This is a genomic window from Pilosibacter sp. NGB245 (assembly GCF_057397225.1).
Genome location: NZ_CM171584.1, coordinates 3,144,965 through 3,163,920, shown reverse-complemented (window position 1 = coordinate 3,163,920; position 18,956 = coordinate 3,144,965). Strand labels below are relative to the sequence as shown.

Here is an 18,956-nt window from a genome sequence, read left to right as displayed (position 1 = left end):
CGATCGGAAAGGATTTTGCCTGTAGCTGTGAATGACAGCTATAAAATTTTTTTACAGGAGGTTTTATCTATGAATATTACAGGACAGGATTTGATCCATGCTTGCTCAGCAATCGGCGCCGGTATCGCGATGATCGCCGGTATCGGACCTGGTGTTGGACAGGGTATCGCCGCTGGTTTCGGCGCATCTGCAGTCGGCCGCAACCCGGGCGCGAAATCTGATATTACATCGACCATGCTTCTTGGACAGGCCGTTGCCGAGACGACCGGTCTTTATGGTCTTGTTGTTGCCATTATCCTTATGTTCGTTAAGCCGTTCGGTTGATCCGGATATGGGAACAGGAAAAAACTTCCGGCTATGCGCGGAAGTTTGTAAAGGAGGCGAGATGAGACCTTGGAACGGTTAATAAATTTTGACCCTCAATGGATCAACGACATTGTGATCACGGGAATCAATATTTTTATCCTGTTCTTTGTAATGTCGTATTTCCTCTTTAATCCGGCGCGTGAAGTACTGGAAAAAAGAAGAAAACGGATCGCGGGTGATCTGGAAACGGCAAAGACAAGCCGCGAAGATGCGCTCGCGCTGAAAGCAGAGTATGAGGATAAAATAAAGTCCATCGACAAAGAGGCGCAGGAAATTCTCGACGCAGCGAGGAAAAAAGCGAAAAAGCAGGAAGCTGATATCTTAGCGGAAGCGAGAGAGGAAGCAAACCGCATCGTTGACCGGGCAAACCGGGAGATCGAGCTGGAGAAGAAGAAAGCGCTTGAGGACATGAAGACGGAGATCGTTTCCATTGCGTCCCTGATGGCAGAGAAGGCGGTTGCCGCTTCCATGGATGTAAAGATCCAGGATTCCCTGATCGAGGAGACTTTAAAGGAAATGGGTGAGAGCACATGGCAAAGTTAGTGTCAAAGGTCTACGGCGACGCGCTGTTTGAAGCTGCCATGGAGCGGGATATGCTGTCGCCCGTATATGAGGAAGTACAGTCACTGCAGACGATCCTCATGGAGAATGCAGACCTTGTACAATTTTTGAACCATCCGCAGATCATAAAAGAAGAGAAGTTAAAGGTCGTGGAAAATATCTTTAAAGGAAGAGTTTCCGATGAACTGATGGGATTTCTTGAGACCGTGATCGAAAAGGGACGGCAGAAGGAGCTCCCGAAGATCCTCGACTATTTTGTGAATCGTGTAAAGGAATATAAAAAGATCGGTATCGTAACTGTTACAAGCGCGGTGGAGCTCTCCGCGGAGCAGAAGGCCCATACGGAGGCGAAGCTTTTGGAGACCACAGCTTTTGTGAGTCTGGAAGTTACCTATAGCGTCGATCCTGCGATCCTTGGAGGACTCGTGATCAGGATCGGTGACCGCGTGGTGGACAGCAGCATCAGGACAAGACTCGGGGAGATCCGGAGAGACTTAATGAAGCTGCAGCTGGCGTGATCCCGGCGGATCCGGGACCGGAAACAGCAGTCCGGCAGCAGAAATAATACTGAACAGTTACGTGATGAAATGGAAAAGAAAGAAGGTGCAGACCTCAAATGAATTTAAAACCAGAAGAGATCAGCTCGGTCATCAAAGAGCAGATCGAAAGATATTCGACGAAGCTGGAAGTCTCTGACGTGGGTACTGTCATCCAGGTAGCGGACGGCATTACACGAATCCACGGTCTTGAGAATGCCATGCAGGGAGAACTTCTGGAATTTCCGGGAGAGGTTTACGGCATGGTGTTAAACCTTGAGGAGGACAACGTCGGAGCGGTTCTGCTCGGTGATTCCTCAAGCATCAGTGAGGGAGACACCGTAAAGACGACAGGACGTGTCGTTGAGGTTCCTGTGGGCGATGCCCTGACAGGACGTGTCGTGAATGCTTTAGGACAGCCTATCGATGGAAAAGGTCCGATCCTTACGGATAAATTCAGAAAGATCGAGCGTGTTGCCCACGGTGTTATCGAGAGAAAATCCGTAGATACCCCGCTTCAGACCGGTATCAAGGCGATCGATGCCATGGTTCCGATCGGGCGCGGACAGCGTGAGCTTATTATCGGCGACCGTCAGACTGGTAAGACGGCGATCGCGATCGATACGATTATCAACCAGAAGGGACAGGGAGTTCACTGTATTTATGTTGCAATTGGACAGAAAGCATCAACAGTTGCGACAATCGTGAAAACTCTTGAGGAATTCGGCGCGATGGATTACACGACGCTTGTCGTATCCACAGCTTCCGACCTTGCCCCGTTACAGTATATTGCCCCGTATTCCGGCTGCGCAATCGGTGAAGAGTGGATGGAGAACGGCGAGGATGTGCTTGTCGTTTACGACGACTTAAGTAAGCATGCGGCGGCGTACCGTACCCTGTCCCTGCTTCTTAAGAGACCGCCGGGACGTGAGGCATATCCGGGCGATGTTTTCTATCTGCATTCCCGACTGTTGGAGCGCGCGTCCAGACTTTCCGATGACCTTGGCGGCGGTTCCCTTACCGCACTTCCAATTATCGAGACGCAGGCGGGTGACGTATCGGCCTACATTCCGACAAACGTCATCTCCATCACAGACGGACAGATCTACTTAGAGACCGAGATGTTCAACTCCGGTTTCCGTCCGGCGATCAACGCGGGTCTTTCTGTATCTCGAGTTGGTGGCGCGGCACAGATCAAGGCGATGAAGAAGATCGCTGCCCCGATCCGTGTGGAGCTTGCCCAGTACCGCGAGCTCGCTTCCTTCGCCCAGTTCGGTTCCGAGCTTGACGCCAGCACAAAGGAACAGCTTGCCCAGGGCGAACGCATCCGTGAAGTTTTAAAGCAGCCGCAGTATCAGCCGATGCCGGTCGAGTATCAGGTCATCATTATCTACGCGGCGACGAAGAAATATCTCCTCGATATTCCGACAAATCAGGTTCTTGATTTTGAGAAAGAACTGTTTAAGTTTATCGATACAAAGTATCCGGAGATTCCGGCAAGCATCCGCGAGGCGAAGCAGATGACACCGGAGACTGAAGAATTGCTGAAAAAAGCTATTGAAGAGTGCAAGGCAGCAAGATAAGGCAGGTGATGTATCATGGCAACCATGAGAGATATTAAACGAAGGAAATCCAGTATTGAGAGTACCGAGCAGATTACCAAAGCCATGAAACTTGTTGCCACTGTAAAACTCCAGAAATCCAGAACGAAGGCGGAAAATTCGAGACTGTACTTCAATCTGATGTACCAGACGATCCAGGAGATGCTGAAGAAATCCACCGGGATCCGGCACCGCTATTTAAAGAGCGGGGATTCGAAGAAAAAGGCAGTTATCGTCGTTTCTTCCAATCGCGGACTTGCCGGCGGATATAACTCCAACATCATCCGTCTCGTGACGGAGAGTGGGATCCCGAAAGAGGATGCCCTCATCTTCGCGATCGGACGGAAAGGACGCGACGGACTCGCAAGGAAAGGCTATGAGATCAAAGCGGATTACTCTGATGTGATCGACGAGCCGCTTTACTCCGACGCGCAGCAGATCTCAAAAGAGCTTTTAGCCATGTTTGAGAAGAATGAGATCGGAGAGATCTATCTGGCATACACGGCGTTCAAAAATACCGTAAGCCAGATCCCGACGTTCTTAAAGCTTCTTCCGGTGGATCTTGCGGCAGCAGGGCCAAAGGGAGAAGTAAAAGAAGAAAAGCCGGATCTTCTCATTATGAACTATGAGCCGGACGAGGACGAAGTTCTGGATGCAATTATTCCGAAGTATGTGAGCAGCCTGATCTACGGGGCATTCTTAGAGGCCGTTGCCAGTGAGAACGGCGCGCGAATGACTGCAATGGATTCGGCGACGAACAACGCGGAAGAGATGATCGGAAAACTGTCGCTGCAGTACAACCGTGCGCGTCAGGGATCCATCACTCAGGAGTTGACAGAGATCATCGCGGGCGCGAATGCCATCGATGGTTAAAAAGAAATATGAGTAATTATTTGGCAGACTTGCGTACTTGCGGTGCTGGAGGTAATAGACAGCATACAGGAGACAGAAATCAGTCGGCATGATGTGCTGGGATAGATTTTTACCGCTGGCCTGAGTGGCTGAATAGTTATGATAGAGACAAGGAGAAGTGAGATGGCAGAGAAAAACATTGGTAAAATTACTCAGGTCATCAGTGCCGTTCTGGATATCAAATTTCCCCAGGGCGGGCTGCCTGAGATCAATGACGCCATTGAGATCACCACAAAGGATGGCGGGGTCCTCACGGTTGAGGTTGCCCAGCATCTCGGTGATGATACGGTAAGATGCATCGCTCTCGGTCCCACCGACGGTCTTGTCCGCGGCATGGATGCCGTAGCGACCGGCGGACCGATCATGGTGCCGGTCGGTGAGCAGACACTTGGAAGAATTTTCAATGTTCTGGGACAGCCGATCGACAATAAAGAAGCTCCGAAGACGGAGAAAAAGCTCCCGATCCACCGCAAAGCCCCGAGCTTTGAGGAACAGTCCACAGAGACAGAGATCCTTGAGACAGGTATCAAGGTCGTTGACCTCCTCTGCCCGTACCAGAAAGGTGGAAAGATTGGTCTGTTCGGCGGTGCCGGTGTAGGTAAGACCGTCCTGATCCAGGAGCTGATCCGAAATATTGCGACAGAGCACGGCGGATATTCCGTATTTACAGGCGTTGGTGAGCGTACCCGTGAGGGAAATGACCTTTACTATGAAATGTCCGATTCGGGCGTTATCAATAAGACGACCATGGTGTTCGGCCAGATGAACGAACCGCCGGGATCCCGTATGCGTGTGGGACTTACCGGTCTTACCATGGCAGAGTATTTCCGTGACGAAGGCGGAAAAGATGTGCTGTTATTCATTGACAATATCTTCCGTTTCAGTCAGGCTGGTTCCGAGGTATCAGCGCTGCTCGGACGTATGCCGTCAGCCGTAGGTTACCAGCCGACCTTACAGACAGAGATGGGTGCCCTTCAGGAGCGGATTACCTCCACAAAGAACGGTTCCATCACATCTGTACAGGCAGTTTACGTTCCGGCCGATGACTTAACAGACCCGGCTCCGGCAAATACCTTTACCCATCTGGACGCGACGACCGTACTCAGCCGTTCTATCGTAGAGCTTGGTATTTACCCGGCTGTAGATCCGCTTGAGTCTACGTCCCGTATCCTTGATCCGCGTATTGTTGGTGAGGAGCATTATAAGGTTGCCCGCGGCGTACAGGAAGTGCTGCAGAGATATAAGGAGCTTCAGGATATTATCGCAATGCTCGGTATGGATGAGCTTTCCGAGGAAGATAAGCTTACCGTATCCCGTGCGAGAAAGATCCAGAGATTCTTATCCCAGCCGTTCTTCGTAGCTGGACAGTTTACCGGTCTGGAAGGCCGCTATGTTCCGCTTTCCGAGACGATCCAGGGCTTCAAGGAGATCCTCGAAGGCAAACATGACGATATTCCGGAGAATCTGTTCCTCAACGCAGGAAATATTGATGATGTTCTCGCCCGCGTGAAATAGGGGGTGTGGACATGGCGGAAATGATGAGACTTCAGATCGTTACGCCGGATGAGGCGTTTTTCGACGGAGAGGTTTCGATGGTGGAGCTCAACACGGCAGACGGGGAAGCCGGAATCTATCCGAAGCATATCCCGATGGTCGTCGCGGTTGCACCGGGCGTTCTTAAGATCCACGGGGCAGACGGCGTGAAAAAAGCGGCGCTGCTTTCCGGATTTTTACAGATCCTGCCGGAGAAGGTAACGATCCTCGCGGAAGCCTGCGAGTGGCCGGAAAACATCGATGGCAAGAGAGCCAATGAAGCCAGAATCCGTGCAGAGAGACGTCTGGCGGAAAAGAATCCACAGACCGATATTGATCGCGCTGAAGCCGCTTTGAAGCGGGCGCTGGTGAGATTGTCGCTGGTGGATGGAAACTAAAGATAGAACTGTGAAACGCAGTGGAAAATAAAACAGCATGTCGGGAAGAACGCTTGTAAGCAGGACTTACAGGAGACTTTCCGGCATGCTGTTTTATATTATGATGTTGGAGACAAAAGGTATTTTGGCGCGGAGCTTATCTTTTCCGCCTGGAAAGCAGCGGCTCACTTACCCCATCGAGTCCCACAAGCGCGAAGATCGCCGCAAGGACTCTCTGAGATCCCTTATAGGCGTCTTTGCTGTCATACCACTCGTCAACGGAATGGCAGGCACCGCCTTTTCCGCCTCCGCCGACGCAGATCGCAGGGATTCCGAGGCTGATCGGGATATTTGCATCGGTACTTCCTGCGCTTTCGAATTCTACATCTTCGCCGCATGCCTGGAACGCAGAGGCTGTGGCGCTCACGATCTCACAGTCCTTCGGCTGGCTTCCTGCCGGACGGTTTCCGATCTGTTTTACGTCCACTGTGATACGTCCGTTGTGATCGAAGCTGTCCTTAGATTCTTCGTAGGAACGCTCGGTTTCCCAACGGTTATTTTCATCCTCGACTGCGCGTTTGATGCACTCCTGAAGCTTTGCATCAAGCTCTTCAAGCTCCTTTAAGCCGTTGGAACGGATATCGACAAGCATGGAGCACTCATATGCGATGGCATTGATGGAGGTTCCGCCGTTTACGACACCGACGGAGAAGGTAGTCTTCGGTTCTCTCGGGGTGCGGAGCTCAGAGATATAGGAGATGGCGCGCCCCATGGCAAAGATCGGGTTTACAAGACCGAAGGCGCCGAAGGAATGTCCCCCCGGTCCGCGGAAGGTTACCTCGTAGCGGTGGCTTCCGGTGCCGCCGTGGCAGATCAGGCAGCCTGCACCGTCAACGGAGATAAAACCGTCAACCTTGTCGGCGTTTTTCGAGAAGAAGTGGCGCATGCCGCGGAGGTCTCCGAGACCTTCCTCACCGACGTTGCCGCCGATAATGATATCTCCGACCGGTTTTAAGCCGGATTCTTTGATGGCTCTTGCCAGCGTAAGGATCTCAGCCAGTCCGCGGGTATCATCGCCGATTCCGGGTGCGTAGATCTTTGTTCCTTCGCGTTTCACCGGGAGCGGAGTTTCCGGCGGGAATACGGTGTCCAGATGAGCGGAGACATAGAGAGTCGGACCGTTTCCGGTTCCATGGATATGGGCGTACACGTTGTGGACCTCGTCCATCACCGGATCGAGACCTGCCTCGGTCAGAAGCTCTTTAAAACGGATCGCGCGCTTCTCCTCAAATGGGCTGAAGGAGGAGATCTGAACAAGCTCGATCTGCTGGTCGATGGTGTGCGCTTCATCCTGTTTCAGGTATTCGAAGGCATGAGCCATCTTGTCGGACGTTATAAGTGTCTGAATCGCTTCTTTCATGTGGGAACCATCCTTTCGATTTGTATATGATAGAAATATCATAGCGCGAAAAAGAAAATTTGTAAATAAAACAGAGAAAACTAATAATTCTGTAAGTATACTTTATATAGGAAATATCGTCAGAGAACAAAAGGAAAAAGAGGGCAGGAAAAAAGTATCGGTTTGAATGAGCCGGGAGTAAAAAATAAAAAGGACGGGGAAATGTGTGCGGGACAGGCTGTAGAAAAAATAAAAAGCAGGTTCTGAAACGATAGCGGAGATGAACCGCATACCGGAGCAGAACCTGCAAGTTTACGTTTTATTCCAGATGGTTACACTTAGTTACTTTTACTGATCATTTGTAAGCTTCATCCTATCAAAAATATAGAAGATCAGGCTTAAGATCATGCCGACAACACATGCGAGGACCATACCGGTGAGCTGCACATTGCCGAAATTCACCTTGATCCCGGAGAGGCCGGTTACAAAGATCACGGCAGTCAGGGCCTGGTTTCTGTTTTTGCCGTAGTCGACCTTGGAGTCGACCAGAATACGGAGACCGGAAGTTCCGATCATACCGTAGAGCAGGAAGGAGATTCCGCCGATGACTGGTCCCGGGATCGTCTGGATCAGGGTCGATAATTTCCCGATAAAGGAGCAGATGATGGAGATCACGGCTGCTCCGGCGATGACCTGAACGCTGTAGACCTTTGTGACAGCCATAACGCCGATGTTCTCACCGTAGGTGGTCGTCGGTACGGAGCCGATGAGACCGGATACCATGGTGGAGAAGTTGTCACCAAAGATGCTGCGGTGAAGTCCCGGATCCTTTAAGAGGTCGCGGCCGACGATCTTACTTGTTACAACCTGATGTCCGATATGTTCGGAGGTGATGACAAGGATGACCGGCATGATGATCATGATCGCTTCCATATTAAATTTTGGAGCGGTGAAGTTCGGGATCGCAAAGATCGGGGCAGCGGCAACCGCAGAGAAATCAACGATCCCACATGCAACGGCAGCGACATATCCGGCGATCACGGCGATCAGGATCGGGATAACAGATAAAAATCCTCGGAACAGGACAGAACCGAAAACGGCAAAGCCAAGTGTTACGAGGAACACGATCAGATTCTTCGGATCAATGGTCTCGTCCAAGAGTCCCGCGTTGCTTGCTGCGCTGGAGGAGAGCTCCAGACCGATCAGGGCTACGACCGGACCCATGGCAGCCGGTGGAAGAACGATGTCGATCCATTTATAACCGATCTTGTAAATGATGAATGCGAGGATACATCCGACGAAACCGACGGCAACGAATCCGCCGAGGGCATATTCATATCCGAATTTTGCGATCACGATGCCGGCCGGGGCGAGAAATGCGAAACTGGAACCGAGATAGGCGGGAGCTTTTCCCTTTGTGATAAAGATAAACATGAGAGTTCCGACACCGTTCATGAAAAGAACGATCGCGGGATTGATTCCGAATAAGAACGGAACGAGAACGGATGCGCCGAACATGGCGAACATGTGCTGGATGCTCAGGGGGATCAAAAGGTTAAAGGGAACCTTTTCGTCCACCTGAATGATCTTATGGCTTTCCATACGGGACCTCCTTAGGTGATGAGTAGTTTTTAGTATTTGCGCCTGCCTATGGATTTACGGGTTCAGGCATTTTTTCTATTCTATCACATTCTTGTTATTTGTCCAGAAAAATCAGGGGGAAATTGCAGGAAAGGATATGAAGTTAACGAATTTCAGGGCTTCCGCTCTTGACAAAGCTTTGGAATCTCCATATAATGACCCATATAGCCGCGTTAAAGCATGCGGTATATAATGGAAAAGCGATGAAGGGAACAAGTAGGAAAATGGTTTGCTCCGCACAGAAAGCTGCCGGTAGATGAGAGGCGCGTGGACTTCTTTTTCTGAATACATCCCGGAGCTGCACACCGAAAGCGTGAACGGAGATAACCGGAAAAAGTGAGTAGGCTGTGACGGAACTGGTACCCGTTAGAAATGCCGGGGTCTTTTATGATGAGGACTCCATGAGCCGGAGCGTGCGAGCGTTTCGGGAACATCAGGTGGTAACACGAGCGTATGCCTCGTCCTTTTGGGAAACAAGGGACGGGGCTTTTTTTCGCTTCGTCCGGATAGCAGGTCTTCATATAAAGACCAACACAGGCGGAAAAAACGAATATCCGCAGAAAATTACAGAAAAGGAGTAAATAAAATGGGAGTTTACGAAGAGTTACAGGCCCGCGGCTTGATCGCGCAGGTCACAAACGAAGAAGAGATCCGCAAAATGGTAAACGAGGGAAGGGCCGTATTCTACATCGGCTTTGACCCGACCGCGGACAGCCTTCATGTCGGACATTTCATGGCACTCTGCTTAATGAAACGTTTACAGATGGCAGGAAACAAGCCGATCGCGCTGATCGGCGGCGGTACCGGAATGGTCGGGGATCCGTCCGGACGTACCGATATGAGAACCATGATGACGGTTGAGACGATCCAGCACAACTGCGACTGCTTTAAAAAGCAGATGAGCCGTTTCATTGACTTCTCCGAAGGAAAAGCTATGATGGTAAACAACGCTGAGTGGCTTATGAACTTAAACTACATCGATTTCTTAAGAGAGATCGGACCGCACTTCTCCGTCAACAACATGCTTCGCGCGGAGTGCTACAAGCAGAGAATGGAGAAGGGCTTAAGCTTCTTAGAGTTCAACTACATGCTGATGCAGAGCTACGACTTCTACGAGCTGTTCCAGAGATACGGCTGTAATATGCAGTTCGGCGGCGATGACCAGTGGAGCAACATGCTCGGCGGTACAGAGCTTATCAGAAGAAAACTCGGAAAAGACGCTCATGCAATGACGATCACACTGCTCTTAAACTCTGAGGGCAAGAAGATGGGTAAGACCCAGTCCGGCGCTGTATGGCTGGATCCGAATAAGACGACTCCGTTTGAGTTCTACCAGTACTGGAGAAACGTCGGCGACGCAGACGTATTAAAGTGCCTGCGGATGCTCACATTCCTTCCGCTTGAGCAGATCGATGAGATGGACAAATGGGAAGGCAGCCAGTTAAACCAGGCGAAGGAGATCCTCGCATACGAGCTCACAAGCCTTGTTCACGGCGAGGAGGAAGCAAAGAAAGCACAGGAGAGCGCACGTGCATTATTCGCAGGCGGCGCTGCGGCAGAAATGCCGACAGCAGAGCTTTCCGACGCAGATCTTTCTGATGGTTCGATCGACCTCCTTTCCATCGTACAGAAATCCGGCCTCTGCGCATCCCGTTCTGAGGCGAGAAGAAACGTAGAGCAGGGCGGCGTTTCCGTAGACGGTGAGATCGTGAAGGATATTAAGGCTGTATACACGAAAGAGCAGCTTTCCGGTGAAGGAATCGTTGTAAAGCGCGGTAAGAAGAACTTCAGACGCGTTGTAGTTAAATAGTTACTTTTCATGGGTAGGAATTTTCTGAACTGAAAATTCCGTATGATACCGTTATGACCGCGGATTTTGCCGATTCGGAATGCGAAGCATCGGCAAAATCCTGTTACAGTGCGCGGGCATGGAGTGCCCGTGTACTGTAACGTTAAATAAAAAAATAAGCTGCGCAGGGGACTGGATTTAGTTCCCTGCGCATGTTAATATAGAGATGTCTGGAAACAGACATTTTCAGATCATGACTGTGAAGATATGAGCAGCTATTGAAAATCCAAAACTGAAGAGACGGACAAACTGCGCTGCCGGTAAATGGCGAAGCGGTTCCGCCGGAATGGAGAAAATATGGATATTTTAAACGAAGCCAAGAAAAATTTCGACTACATGGTAAGGATCAGAAGACATATGCACGAGTATCCGGAAAACAGCGGTGTTGAGTACGAGACAGTAAAATATATTGCCTCTGAGCTCGATGCGCTGGGAATCGAGTATGTAGTAGTTCCGGAAGGTGGTATTATCGGACAGATCCACGGCGGAAAACCGGGAAAAACCGTTCTTCTCCGTGCCGATATGGATGCACTTCCGATCAAGGAGAGCAAGACAAACCTCAAAAAGGAAAAGGTCTGCATCTCCAAGAACGATGGGATCTCCCACGCATGCGGACATGATGCCCACACAGCAATGCTTCTCGCTGAGGCAAAGATCTTAAACGAGAATAAGGAAGATTTAAACGGCAATATCGTTCTTCTCTTTGAGCGCGGCGAGGAAGCCGGCGGAAATATCAAAAATCTTCTTCCGTATGCCGTCGAGACAATGAAATTAAAGATCGATACCTGTATGGCAACACATGTAAAATGGGATGTTCCGACAGGAACGATCTCCGCGGAGCCGGGCGCTGTATTCTCCGGTGCATACGGATTTATCATCAAGCTTCACGGCCAGGCTGGTCACGGATCCCGTCCGGATCTTGCCCATAGTGTTTTAGACTGCTTCAACAATATCTATAACCATATCAATATGATCCGCATGAAATATGTGGCTCCGACGGATATCCTGACCTGCTCCGTTGGTTTCGTAAACTGCGGAACCGTCCGCAACATTATTCCGGACGAGCTGACCTTCGGCGGTACGATCCGTACCTTCAATGTTGACGGCGCAGGCGCACCGTTTGTAAAACAGTTGATGGACGTAGTCGAGAAAGAGTGCGAGCTCTGTCAGTGTACATATGAAATCCTTCATATGCCGGATCCGCTGTTCGAGTGCCAGAACAACGCAGTCTGCAGCGAGATCGCGAAGAACGCAGTAAGAAAATATATCGGTGAGGATGCTGTTACGGTTGCACAGCCGTGGATGGCATCTGAGAGCATGCAGGCGTGCTTAAAGCTCTGGCCGGGTATCATCACCTTCACAGGTATCCAGAGCGAGGAGGCCGGCACCGGCGCAAACCATCACACACCGGAATTCGATGTGGATGAGCGCGGCATGATCTACGGTGTTGCAGCAGCACTTGGATATGTGAAAGATTTCTTAAATTACGATAAGGAAATCCCGTTCAAACCGTTCGAGGGAACCTTAAAGAATCTGGTTGAGAGAAACCTGTAATATTAGCTGATATTGAAAAACGGCAGATCATGACGGCCGCGTGCAGCTCTAAATGTGGTGCATGCGGCAGCAGGTCTGCCTTTTTTTAGCGGAATCTTAACCTCTCAAAACATACTTTTCTCACAATTCCCATGTTATACTAAACATAATTCGCCGGTTACAGGATCGTGGCGCTGAAAGCCCGCATATCCTGTAACGGCATCCCCTGTTCGTGAAATACCTGGCGGAGAGAACACGAATGTGGAAAGAAACCAAGTAACAGGGCGGATTTTGAGAGAATGGGAATGTCTGCCTCAAAAAGACAGGAGAGTGGAATATTGGGAATGACAAAAAAACTGCGGGAGAAGTGGAATGAGGCGCTGCAGGCGGTACTGCCGATCATCGCGATCGTGCTGGTGCTCTGCTTTGTGATCGCGCCCATCTCCTCCAGCATCCTGCTCTGTTTCCTTTTGGGAGCAGTCCTTTTGCTTGCGGGAATGATGCTTTTTACGCTTGGCGCGGAGCTTGCCATGTCACCGATGGGCGAGCGAGTGGGAACGTGCCTGACGAAGAGCCGGAAGCTTCCGGTGGTGATCGGGCTGTCCTTTCTCTTAGGCTTCATCATTACGATCTCGGAGCCGGATCTTCAGGTTCTGGCGAATCAGGTTCCGGCTGTGCCGAACATGACGCTGATCTTGTCCGTAGCATGCGGAGTCGGCGCATTTCTTGTTGTGGCACTGCTGCGAATGCTGTTCTCCGTGGCACTTCCGCCGTTGCTGCTTGTCTTTTATGGCGTGGTGTTTGTACTGGCGATGTTCGTGCCGAAGGATTTTTTAAGCGTGGCCTTTGACTCCGGCGGCGTTACGACAGGACCGATGACCGTGCCGTTTATCATGGCTCTCGGTGTCGGAATCTCTGCAACGCGAAGCGACCGTCACGCGGCGGACGACAGCTTCGGCCTTGTGGCGCTCTGCTCCATCGGACCGATCCTCGCAGTCATGATCTTAAGTATGATCTTCAAGGCGGACAGCAGTGCCTACACACCGCCGGTGATCCCGGAGATCGGTGATTCAAAAGAACTGTTCCTGCTCTTTGCGAGGGAACTTCCAGCCTACATGAAGGAGATCGCGGTCTCCTTACTGCCTATTATCTTATTTTTCATGATTTTCCAGATTTTCATGTTAAAATTAACAACAAGAAAATTAAAGAAGATCGCGATCGGTCTCGTCTATACATATGCGGGGCTGGTACTTTTTCTTACGGGAGTGAACGTGGGCTTCATGCCGGCGGGAAATTATCTCGGACAGGTGCTTGCGAAGTCCGCCCACCCGCTGTTCCTTGTTCCCATCGCAATGATCATGGGATACTTCATCGTAAAGGCAGAGCCGGCCGTGTACGTTCTCAATAAACAGGTTGAGGAGATCACGGACGGAGCGATCTCCTCGAAGGCCATGGGAATGGGACTTTCCCTGGGTGTTGCGGTTTCTCTCGGACTTGCGATGGTGCGGGTACTTACAGGGATCTCGATCCTGTGGTTTCTCATTCCGGGATACGCGATCGCGTTGGGAATCTCGTTTTTTGTGCCGAAGATCTATACAGCGATCGCCTTCGACTCCGGCGGCGTGGCATCGGGACCGATGACGGCAGCGTTTCTGCTTCCGATGGCACAGGGAGCCTGCTCCGCTCTTGGAGGAAACATTGTCACAGATGCCTTCGGTGTGGTCGCGATGGTTGCCATGACACCGCTTATCACGATCCAGGTCATGGGGCTGGCTTCGAGAATAAGAGCGAAGCGCGGAGTGCAGGAAGGAATGTCCGCAGCTCATGGACAGTCCTGGGCATACGCGGCGTTTGAGCTGCTGGATGATGACGCGATTATTGAATTGTAGGAGGTTTTATGAGCGAATTGTACTTGATGGCGACGATCAGCGACCGGAACCAGAGCCGGAGATTCCTCGCCTTCTATAAAGAATATGGGATTTCCGTCACATTCCTGACGTTAGGCCGGGGAACCGCGGCGTCGGAGGTGCTGGACGCCTTCGGGTTAGAGGCATCGGAAAAGGCCGTCCAGTTTGCAGTAGTGACGGCGGCGGAATGGAAAAAGGTAAAAAAGGGCCTGGAACAGGAGATCAAGATCGATATTCCGGGAACGGGGATCGCCTTTGTGACTCCCCTGAGCAGCATCGGCGGAAAGCGGCAGCTTCGCTTTTTGACCGAGGACCGTGGATTTGAGAAAGAGGAGGAAAGCAGCTTGAAAGGAACAGACTACGAGCTTCTTGTAGTGATCGCAAATCAGGGCTATACGGATGTGATCATGGACGCGGCGCGAAAGGCCAACGCTACCGGCGGCACCGTGATCCATGCGAAGGGAACGGGAATGGAGAAGGCGGAAAAGTTTTTAGGCGTTTCCCTTGCTCAGGAGAAAGAGATGATCTTTATGGTCACAAAGACAAAGGATAAAAACGGCATCATGCAGAGCATCATGAAGGAAGCCGGGATCGGAAGCAAGGCGGGGGCGATCGTCTTCTCTCTGCCGGTGACGGAGACAGCGGGGATGCGTCTGATCGAGAAGAATGAGGACGATTAAGCTCTGTCGCGCTGACCGCAGCAGATCACAGGCCTGAGGGAACGGAACGGTGCCATTAAAAAAACACCGCGGAAACGTCCCGAAACCATTGACACTGCATATAGAGTATTGTACAATCATTCGTAAATCTTCGACCGGTCCGGACACAGAGCGGAGCGTGCGGGGAGACAAATCATGGACGAAGACCCGGAAGAAACCGGGCGGCGTCAAATTTATAAAGATTTAGGAGTTGATTTTTTTGGATTCAGGGCAAGCCCTGCAGGGACTGATCGTAATTGGACTTCTGGCGTTATCCGCGTTTTTCTCATCGGCGGAGACGGCAATGATGACGGTAAATAAGATCCGTGTGCGGAATCTCGCGGAGGCGGGACTCAGCCATGCCGTTGTGCTGGAGAAGATCTTAAGCAATCAGCCCAAAATGCTCAGCGCAATTTTAATAGGAAACAATATTGTCAATATTTCAGCGTCTTCTCTGATGACTGTGCTGGTCACAGACGTGCTTGGAAATAAATATGTCGGTATCGGGACCGGCGTTTTGACGCTGTTAGTCCTGATCTTTGGTGAGATCACACCGAAGACTTCCGCGACGATCTATTCCGAGACCCTGTCACTCAAGTTCGCGAAACCGATCTACCTGATCATGCAGGTCCTGACACCGCTGATCGTGGTCGTTGATGTCCTCTCCAAGGGCGTTTTAAAGATGATCCATGTGGATCCGAACAAGAAACAGGACGCGATCACAGAGGATGAGCTCCGCACGATCGTGGAGGTCAGCCACGAAGAGGGTGTGATCGAGTCAGACGAGAAGAAGATGATCTACAACGTGTTCGATTTTGGGGATTCTGTCGCGAAGGACATTATGGTTCCGCGTATCGATATGACATTCCTCGATGTGAATGCCAGCTATCAGGAAATCATGGATATTTTCCGACAGGAGAAGTATACGAGATATCCGGTCTATGAGGAGACGACGGACAATGTCATTGGCATCGTGAATATCAAGGACCTGTTCCTGATCCCGAAAGACAAGGAATTTAAGCTGCGGGATTACCTGCGTGAGCCGTATTACACCTACGAGTTTAAAAAGACGACGGAGCTTATGGTGGAACTCCGTAAGACCATGAATAGCGTTGCCATTGTTCTTGATGAGTATGGCGCGACGGCCGGGCTTATCACATTGGAGGATATGCTTGAGGAGATCGTCGGAGAGATCCGCGACGAGTACGATGCGGATGAGGAAGACAGCATCAGGAAGATCAATCCGAAGGAATATGTGATCGAGGGTGCCATGAAACTTGATGATCTCGACGACCAGCTTGGTCTGGATCTCAAGTCAGAAGATTACGACTCTGTCGGCGGCTATATTATCGGCCTTTTAGACCATCTCCCGCAGGCGGGGGAGGAAGTCACAAGCGGAAATCTCCGGTTTGTGGTGGATACGGTGGAGAGAAACCGGATTGATAAGGTGCATCTGTATATTCTGGATGCGCCGCAGAAGAGCGAAGAAAGTGAGCAGGAGAGCAAACCCGAACGGTGAAGTTACTGAAACGCGACAAAATTAGCGAAAAATGTACAGCTTTCGGTCTTGACAATTTTTTTCAAACCAATTAATATGAAACTATCCAAAAGGGGAGTAGTTGAAATGCACTGTCAACAATCGCGGCGGAAACGTCTGGTGGTGCATACCGGTAAAATGGTAACGAGACTTTTTGCAGAGAGAAATTTCTGCAGAAAGTCTTTTTTTGTTGCTCTGAGGATCCGAGAGCGATCCGATATGGCGGCAAAAAAAGACGGTCTGTAAAATTTCATGGAATCCATTGGCAGGGAAAGAGAAAAACCTGCGCATACTATTTTCAAGGAGGAGTTTTTATGGACTTTTTATGGAATGGATTACTATCGATCACCTGGCAGCAGGTCGTCATGTATGTGGTAGGGCTTTTACTGATCTACCTGGCAATTGAGAAAAATTATGAGCCGGCCCTTCTTCTACCGATGGGCTTTGGTGCGATCCTTGTGAATCTCCCGGCCAGCGGTGTATTAAACCAGTTTATGGAGGGCGCCGGTGAGACTCATGGAATTATCCAGTGGCTCTTTGAATCCGGCATTGAGGCATCGGAGGCTTTCCCGCTGCTGCTCTTTATCGGTATCGGAGCCATGATCGACTTTGGACCGCTGCTTTCGAACCCGAAGATGTTCCTCTTTGGTGCAGCGTCCCAGTTCGGCATCTTTTTTACGATCTTTATGGCATCGCTTCTCGGATTTGACATCAAGGACGCTGCCTCTATCGGAATCATCGGAGCGGCAGATGGTCCGACTTCGATCTTGGTATCTCAGGTGTTAAAGTCAAACTACATCGGAGCGATCGCGGTGGCGGCATATTCCTATATGGCACTTGTGCCGATCATCCAGCCGATGGCGATCAAAGCGGTTACGACAAAGAAAGAACGCATGATCCGCATGCCGTATGAGCCGGGAAAAGTAAGCCGGTTCACAAGAATCGCTTTTCCGATCATTGTAACATTTGTCGCAGGACTTGTCGCTCCGGCGTCTGTTGCTCTTGTAGGATTCCTGATGTTCGGAAATCTGATCCGTGAATGCGGCTGCTTAAACAGCCTTTCCGAAACAGCGCAGACGACACTCGCGAACCTGATCACACTTGTTCTCGGAATCACGATCTCTTTCTCCATGAAAGCGGATCAGTTCGTAAGCTTACAGACACTGATGATCATGGGACTTGGACTTTTCGCTTTTATTTTTGACTCCATCGGCGGCGTCGTGTTTGCGAAATTCTTAAATCTGTTCAGCAAGAACAAAGTGAACCCGATGGTCGGAGCAGCAGGAATCTCCGCATTCCCGATGTCTGCCCGTGTCATTGAGAAGATGGGAATTGCGGAGGACAAAACAAACCATCTTCTGATGCATGCTATCGGAGCGAACGTATCCGGTCAGGTCGCATCTGCAGTTGCCGGCGGAATCGTCCTTGGATTCTTTATGTAGGAGGTCTGGACTATGAATGTAAATACAATGCTTGCTTTAGGGATCATGTGGAAGGGAATGCTTGGAATCTTCGTTGTGATGGGGATTTTGGCGCTCGTTGTTTATCTCCTCACGAAGGTGGGAGACCGTTAGCTCACCATCCCGCCCGCCATTCCGCTCAATGTGCACATGGCGAGGACAGAGAGAAGTCTTTTGGTGTCTTCCGTGACACCGTCCTTCTGGGCGAGGGACATGAGATATAAAAACAGAAAATAGAGAGTTCCGAGGACCAGGCCCCAGAAAAAACGCCTGGTCCTCATTGTTTTTCCGGCGATCATGCCGCCGAAAAAGCAGGAGAGGATATAGACTGCGCAGACAGCGAGATTGACCTGGTTTTCCGGGAGGCGGAACTTAAAAAGGGCGAAGGACAGTATCGCCAGAAGAATTCCGGAGAGGATATAAGTTGCGATCAGGGCGCGTACCATGCGCCATACCGGGTTTGTCTGCATGAGAAAACTCCTTTCTTGAAGGATGTACTCCGGGAGTCTTTCCAGAACTCATAAAAGTCGGGAACAGAAAGATTCTGAGAGGACATCATGATGTGGGCGTTTGCTTTATACAGGATATGTGGGGAACGGCCATGCATATGCATTGCGCGGCTGATCTTGTTACCGGTGAGCCTGTTTGGCTGAAAAAAGTGGATCTCTGTAACGGATTTTCCTGCATCACGGCAATAAAATCCATTGCATAATAGAAAATCGTATGGTATAATTTCATTTAAATTCGGGGTATTATGCCCACGATAAGAGAACAGGAGGAAATGATACCATGAAGCATGTAAAGACTTTAAGTTCCAACACTTTAAAGAACAGCATGAAGAAGGGCGGCTGCGGCGAATGCCAGACATCCTGCCAGTCTGCGTGCAAAACATCCTGCACAGTAGGAAACCAGAGCTGTGAAAACAGCAACCGCTAATGCGGGGCTTCGAATAAACGGAAGTTTTTAAAGAGACCCCTACGGTCGTATGATTGTAGGGGCTATTTCTTGTCTGATCAAAGAATCTGCCGGTGACGGGTTTCCCGGAC

At 50.5% G+C, this 18,956-nt stretch carries 18 protein-coding genes; 15 read left to right on the top strand and 3 right to left on the bottom strand.

Going from position 1 to position 18,956, the window contains the following annotated elements; all coding sequences use genetic code 11:
* Positions 1-69: 69 nt before the first annotated feature.
* The 7 genes from atpE to atpC all read left to right on the top strand — a co-directional run bounded on the left by atpE (position 70) and on the right by atpC (position 5,907).
* Positions 70-324, top strand: coding sequence for an ATP synthase F0 subunit C (atpE, locus tag ACXMYH_RS14085; protein WP_015553054.1), 255 nt, complete (start codon positions 70-72; stop codon positions 322-324).
* A gap of 69 nt (positions 325-393) precedes the next feature.
* Complete coding sequence (gene atpF, locus ACXMYH_RS14080) at positions 394-909, top strand: F0F1 ATP synthase subunit B (protein ID WP_021904590.1); 516 nt, start codon at positions 394-396, stop codon at positions 907-909.
* The gene (gene atpH, locus ACXMYH_RS14075; protein WP_486555120.1) at positions 897-1,445 is read left to right on the top strand and encodes an ATP synthase F1 subunit delta; all 549 of its coding nucleotides are present in this window, start codon (positions 897-899) and stop codon (positions 1,443-1,445) included. The genes atpF and atpH overlap by 13 nt, the downstream gene beginning before the upstream one ends.
* A gap of 98 nt (positions 1,446-1,543) precedes the next feature.
* Complete coding sequence (atpA, locus tag ACXMYH_RS14070) at positions 1,544-3,046, top strand: F0F1 ATP synthase subunit alpha (RefSeq protein WP_117469052.1); 1,503 nt, start codon at positions 1,544-1,546, stop codon at positions 3,044-3,046.
* A 15-nt stretch (positions 3,047-3,061) separates the two neighbouring features.
* Entirely contained in the window at positions 3,062-3,937 is an 876-nt protein-coding gene (gene atpG / locus ACXMYH_RS14065; protein WP_021904593.1) for an ATP synthase F1 subunit gamma, read from the top strand.
* Between the two features lie 162 nt (positions 3,938-4,099).
* On the top strand, positions 4,100-5,491 hold the full coding sequence (gene atpD / locus ACXMYH_RS14060) for a F0F1 ATP synthase subunit beta (protein ID WP_021904594.1): 1,392 nt from the start codon (positions 4,100-4,102) through the stop codon (positions 5,489-5,491).
* A gap of 11 nt (positions 5,492-5,502) precedes the next feature.
* Positions 5,503-5,907 carry an ATP synthase F1 subunit epsilon gene (atpC, locus tag ACXMYH_RS14055; RefSeq protein ID WP_015553059.1) on the top strand — a complete coding sequence of 135 codons (405 nt, stop codon included), beginning with the start codon at positions 5,503-5,505 and terminating at the stop codon, positions 5,905-5,907.
* 136 nt (positions 5,908-6,043) lie between these two features.
* Here atpC and ACXMYH_RS14050 read toward each other — a convergent pair whose 3' ends face one another.
* Positions 6,044-7,306, bottom strand: a complete 1,263-nt coding sequence (locus ACXMYH_RS14050; protein ID WP_486555119.1) for a M20/M25/M40 family metallo-hydrolase — start codon at positions 7,304-7,306, stop codon at positions 6,044-6,046.
* A gap of 327 nt (positions 7,307-7,633) precedes the next feature.
* Positions 7,634-8,887 carry a uracil permease gene (uraA, locus tag ACXMYH_RS14045; protein WP_486555118.1) on the bottom strand — a complete coding sequence of 418 codons (1,254 nt, stop codon included), beginning with the start codon at positions 8,885-8,887 and terminating at the stop codon, positions 7,634-7,636.
* A gap of 625 nt (positions 8,888-9,512) precedes the next feature.
* On the opposite strand from uraA, the gene tyrS reads away from it, so the two are divergent.
* From tyrS to ACXMYH_RS14010, 7 genes are all read left to right on the top strand, one after another.
* Positions 9,513-10,736: a tyrosine--tRNA ligase gene (tyrS, locus tag ACXMYH_RS14040; protein WP_015553064.1), complete on the top strand. Its 1,224-nt coding sequence runs from the start codon at positions 9,513-9,515 to the stop codon at positions 10,734-10,736.
* 336 nt (positions 10,737-11,072) lie between these two features.
* Entirely contained in the window at positions 11,073-12,329 is a 1,257-nt protein-coding gene (locus ACXMYH_RS14035) for a M20 metallopeptidase family protein (RefSeq protein WP_486555117.1), read from the top strand.
* A 323-nt stretch (positions 12,330-12,652) separates the two neighbouring features.
* Positions 12,653-14,197: a DUF1538 domain-containing protein gene (locus tag ACXMYH_RS14030; protein ID WP_118531170.1), complete on the top strand. Its 1,545-nt coding sequence runs from the start codon at positions 12,653-12,655 to the stop codon at positions 14,195-14,197.
* An 8-nt stretch (positions 14,198-14,205) separates the two neighbouring features.
* Positions 14,206-14,895 carry a P-II family nitrogen regulator gene (locus ACXMYH_RS14025; protein WP_015553074.1) on the top strand — a complete coding sequence of 230 codons (690 nt, stop codon included), beginning with the start codon at positions 14,206-14,208 and terminating at the stop codon, positions 14,893-14,895.
* 238 nt (positions 14,896-15,133) lie between these two features.
* Positions 15,134-16,432 (top strand): HlyC/CorC family transporter, encoded by a 1,299-nt coding sequence (locus tag ACXMYH_RS14020; RefSeq protein WP_117469063.1) that lies wholly within the window; start codon positions 15,134-15,136, stop codon positions 16,430-16,432.
* Positions 16,433-16,764: 332 nt separating this feature from the next.
* Positions 16,765-17,892: a sodium ion-translocating decarboxylase subunit beta gene (locus ACXMYH_RS14015; RefSeq protein WP_486555116.1), complete on the top strand. Its 1,128-nt coding sequence runs from the start codon at positions 16,765-16,767 to the stop codon at positions 17,890-17,892.
* Positions 17,893-17,904: 12 nt separating this feature from the next.
* Positions 17,905-18,024 (top strand): hypothetical protein, encoded by a 120-nt coding sequence (locus tag ACXMYH_RS14010; protein WP_021904606.1) that lies wholly within the window; start codon positions 17,905-17,907, stop codon positions 18,022-18,024.
* Here the strand turns inward: ACXMYH_RS14010 and ACXMYH_RS14005 are convergent.
* The gene (locus ACXMYH_RS14005; protein ID WP_117469065.1) at positions 18,021-18,380 is read right to left on the bottom strand and encodes a TIGR04086 family membrane protein; all 360 of its coding nucleotides are present in this window, start codon (positions 18,378-18,380) and stop codon (positions 18,021-18,023) included. The two genes, ACXMYH_RS14010 and ACXMYH_RS14005, sit on opposite strands and share 4 nt — an antisense overlap.
* A gap of 319 nt (positions 18,381-18,699) precedes the next feature.
* Between ACXMYH_RS14005 and scfA the strand changes: the two genes are divergently transcribed.
* Positions 18,700-18,846, top strand: a complete 147-nt coding sequence (gene scfA, locus ACXMYH_RS14000; RefSeq protein ID WP_015553081.1) for a six-cysteine ranthipeptide SCIFF — start codon at positions 18,700-18,702, stop codon at positions 18,844-18,846.
* Positions 18,847-18,956 lie beyond the last annotated feature (110 nt).

Coding starts and splice junctions, on each gene's coding strand:
- atpE (WP_015553054.1), top strand. CDS start 70: ATGAATATTACAGGACAGGATTTGATCCATGCTTGCTCAGCAATCGGC.
- atpH (WP_486555120.1), top strand. CDS start 897: ATGGCAAAGTTAGTGTCAAAGGTCTACGGCGACGCGCTGTTTGAAGCT.
- atpA (WP_117469052.1), top strand. CDS start 1,544: ATGAATTTAAAACCAGAAGAGATCAGCTCGGTCATCAAAGAGCAGATC.
- atpG (WP_021904593.1), top strand. CDS start 3,062: ATGGCAACCATGAGAGATATTAAACGAAGGAAATCCAGTATTGAGAGT.
- atpD (WP_021904594.1), top strand. CDS start 4,100: ATGGCAGAGAAAAACATTGGTAAAATTACTCAGGTCATCAGTGCCGTT.
- atpC (WP_015553059.1), top strand. CDS start 5,503: ATGGCGGAAATGATGAGACTTCAGATCGTTACGCCGGATGAGGCGTTT.
- ACXMYH_RS14050 (WP_486555119.1), bottom strand. CDS start 7,306: ATGAAAGAAGCGATTCAGACACTTATAACGTCCGACAAGATGGCTCAT.
- uraA (WP_486555118.1), bottom strand. CDS start 8,887: ATGGAAAGCCATAAGATCATTCAGGTGGACGAAAAGGTTCCCTTTAAC.
- tyrS (WP_015553064.1), top strand. CDS start 9,513: ATGGGAGTTTACGAAGAGTTACAGGCCCGCGGCTTGATCGCGCAGGTC.
- ACXMYH_RS14035 (WP_486555117.1), top strand. CDS start 11,073: ATGGATATTTTAAACGAAGCCAAGAAAAATTTCGACTACATGGTAAGG.
- ACXMYH_RS14030 (WP_118531170.1), top strand. CDS start 12,653: ATGACAAAAAAACTGCGGGAGAAGTGGAATGAGGCGCTGCAGGCGGTA.
- ACXMYH_RS14025 (WP_015553074.1), top strand. CDS start 14,206: ATGAGCGAATTGTACTTGATGGCGACGATCAGCGACCGGAACCAGAGC.
- ACXMYH_RS14015 (WP_486555116.1), top strand. CDS start 16,765: ATGGACTTTTTATGGAATGGATTACTATCGATCACCTGGCAGCAGGTC.
- ACXMYH_RS14010 (WP_021904606.1), top strand. CDS start 17,905: ATGAATGTAAATACAATGCTTGCTTTAGGGATCATGTGGAAGGGAATG.
- ACXMYH_RS14005 (WP_117469065.1), bottom strand. CDS start 18,380: ATGCAGACAAACCCGGTATGGCGCATGGTACGCGCCCTGATCGCAACT.
- scfA (WP_015553081.1), top strand. CDS start 18,700: ATGAAGCATGTAAAGACTTTAAGTTCCAACACTTTAAAGAACAGCATG.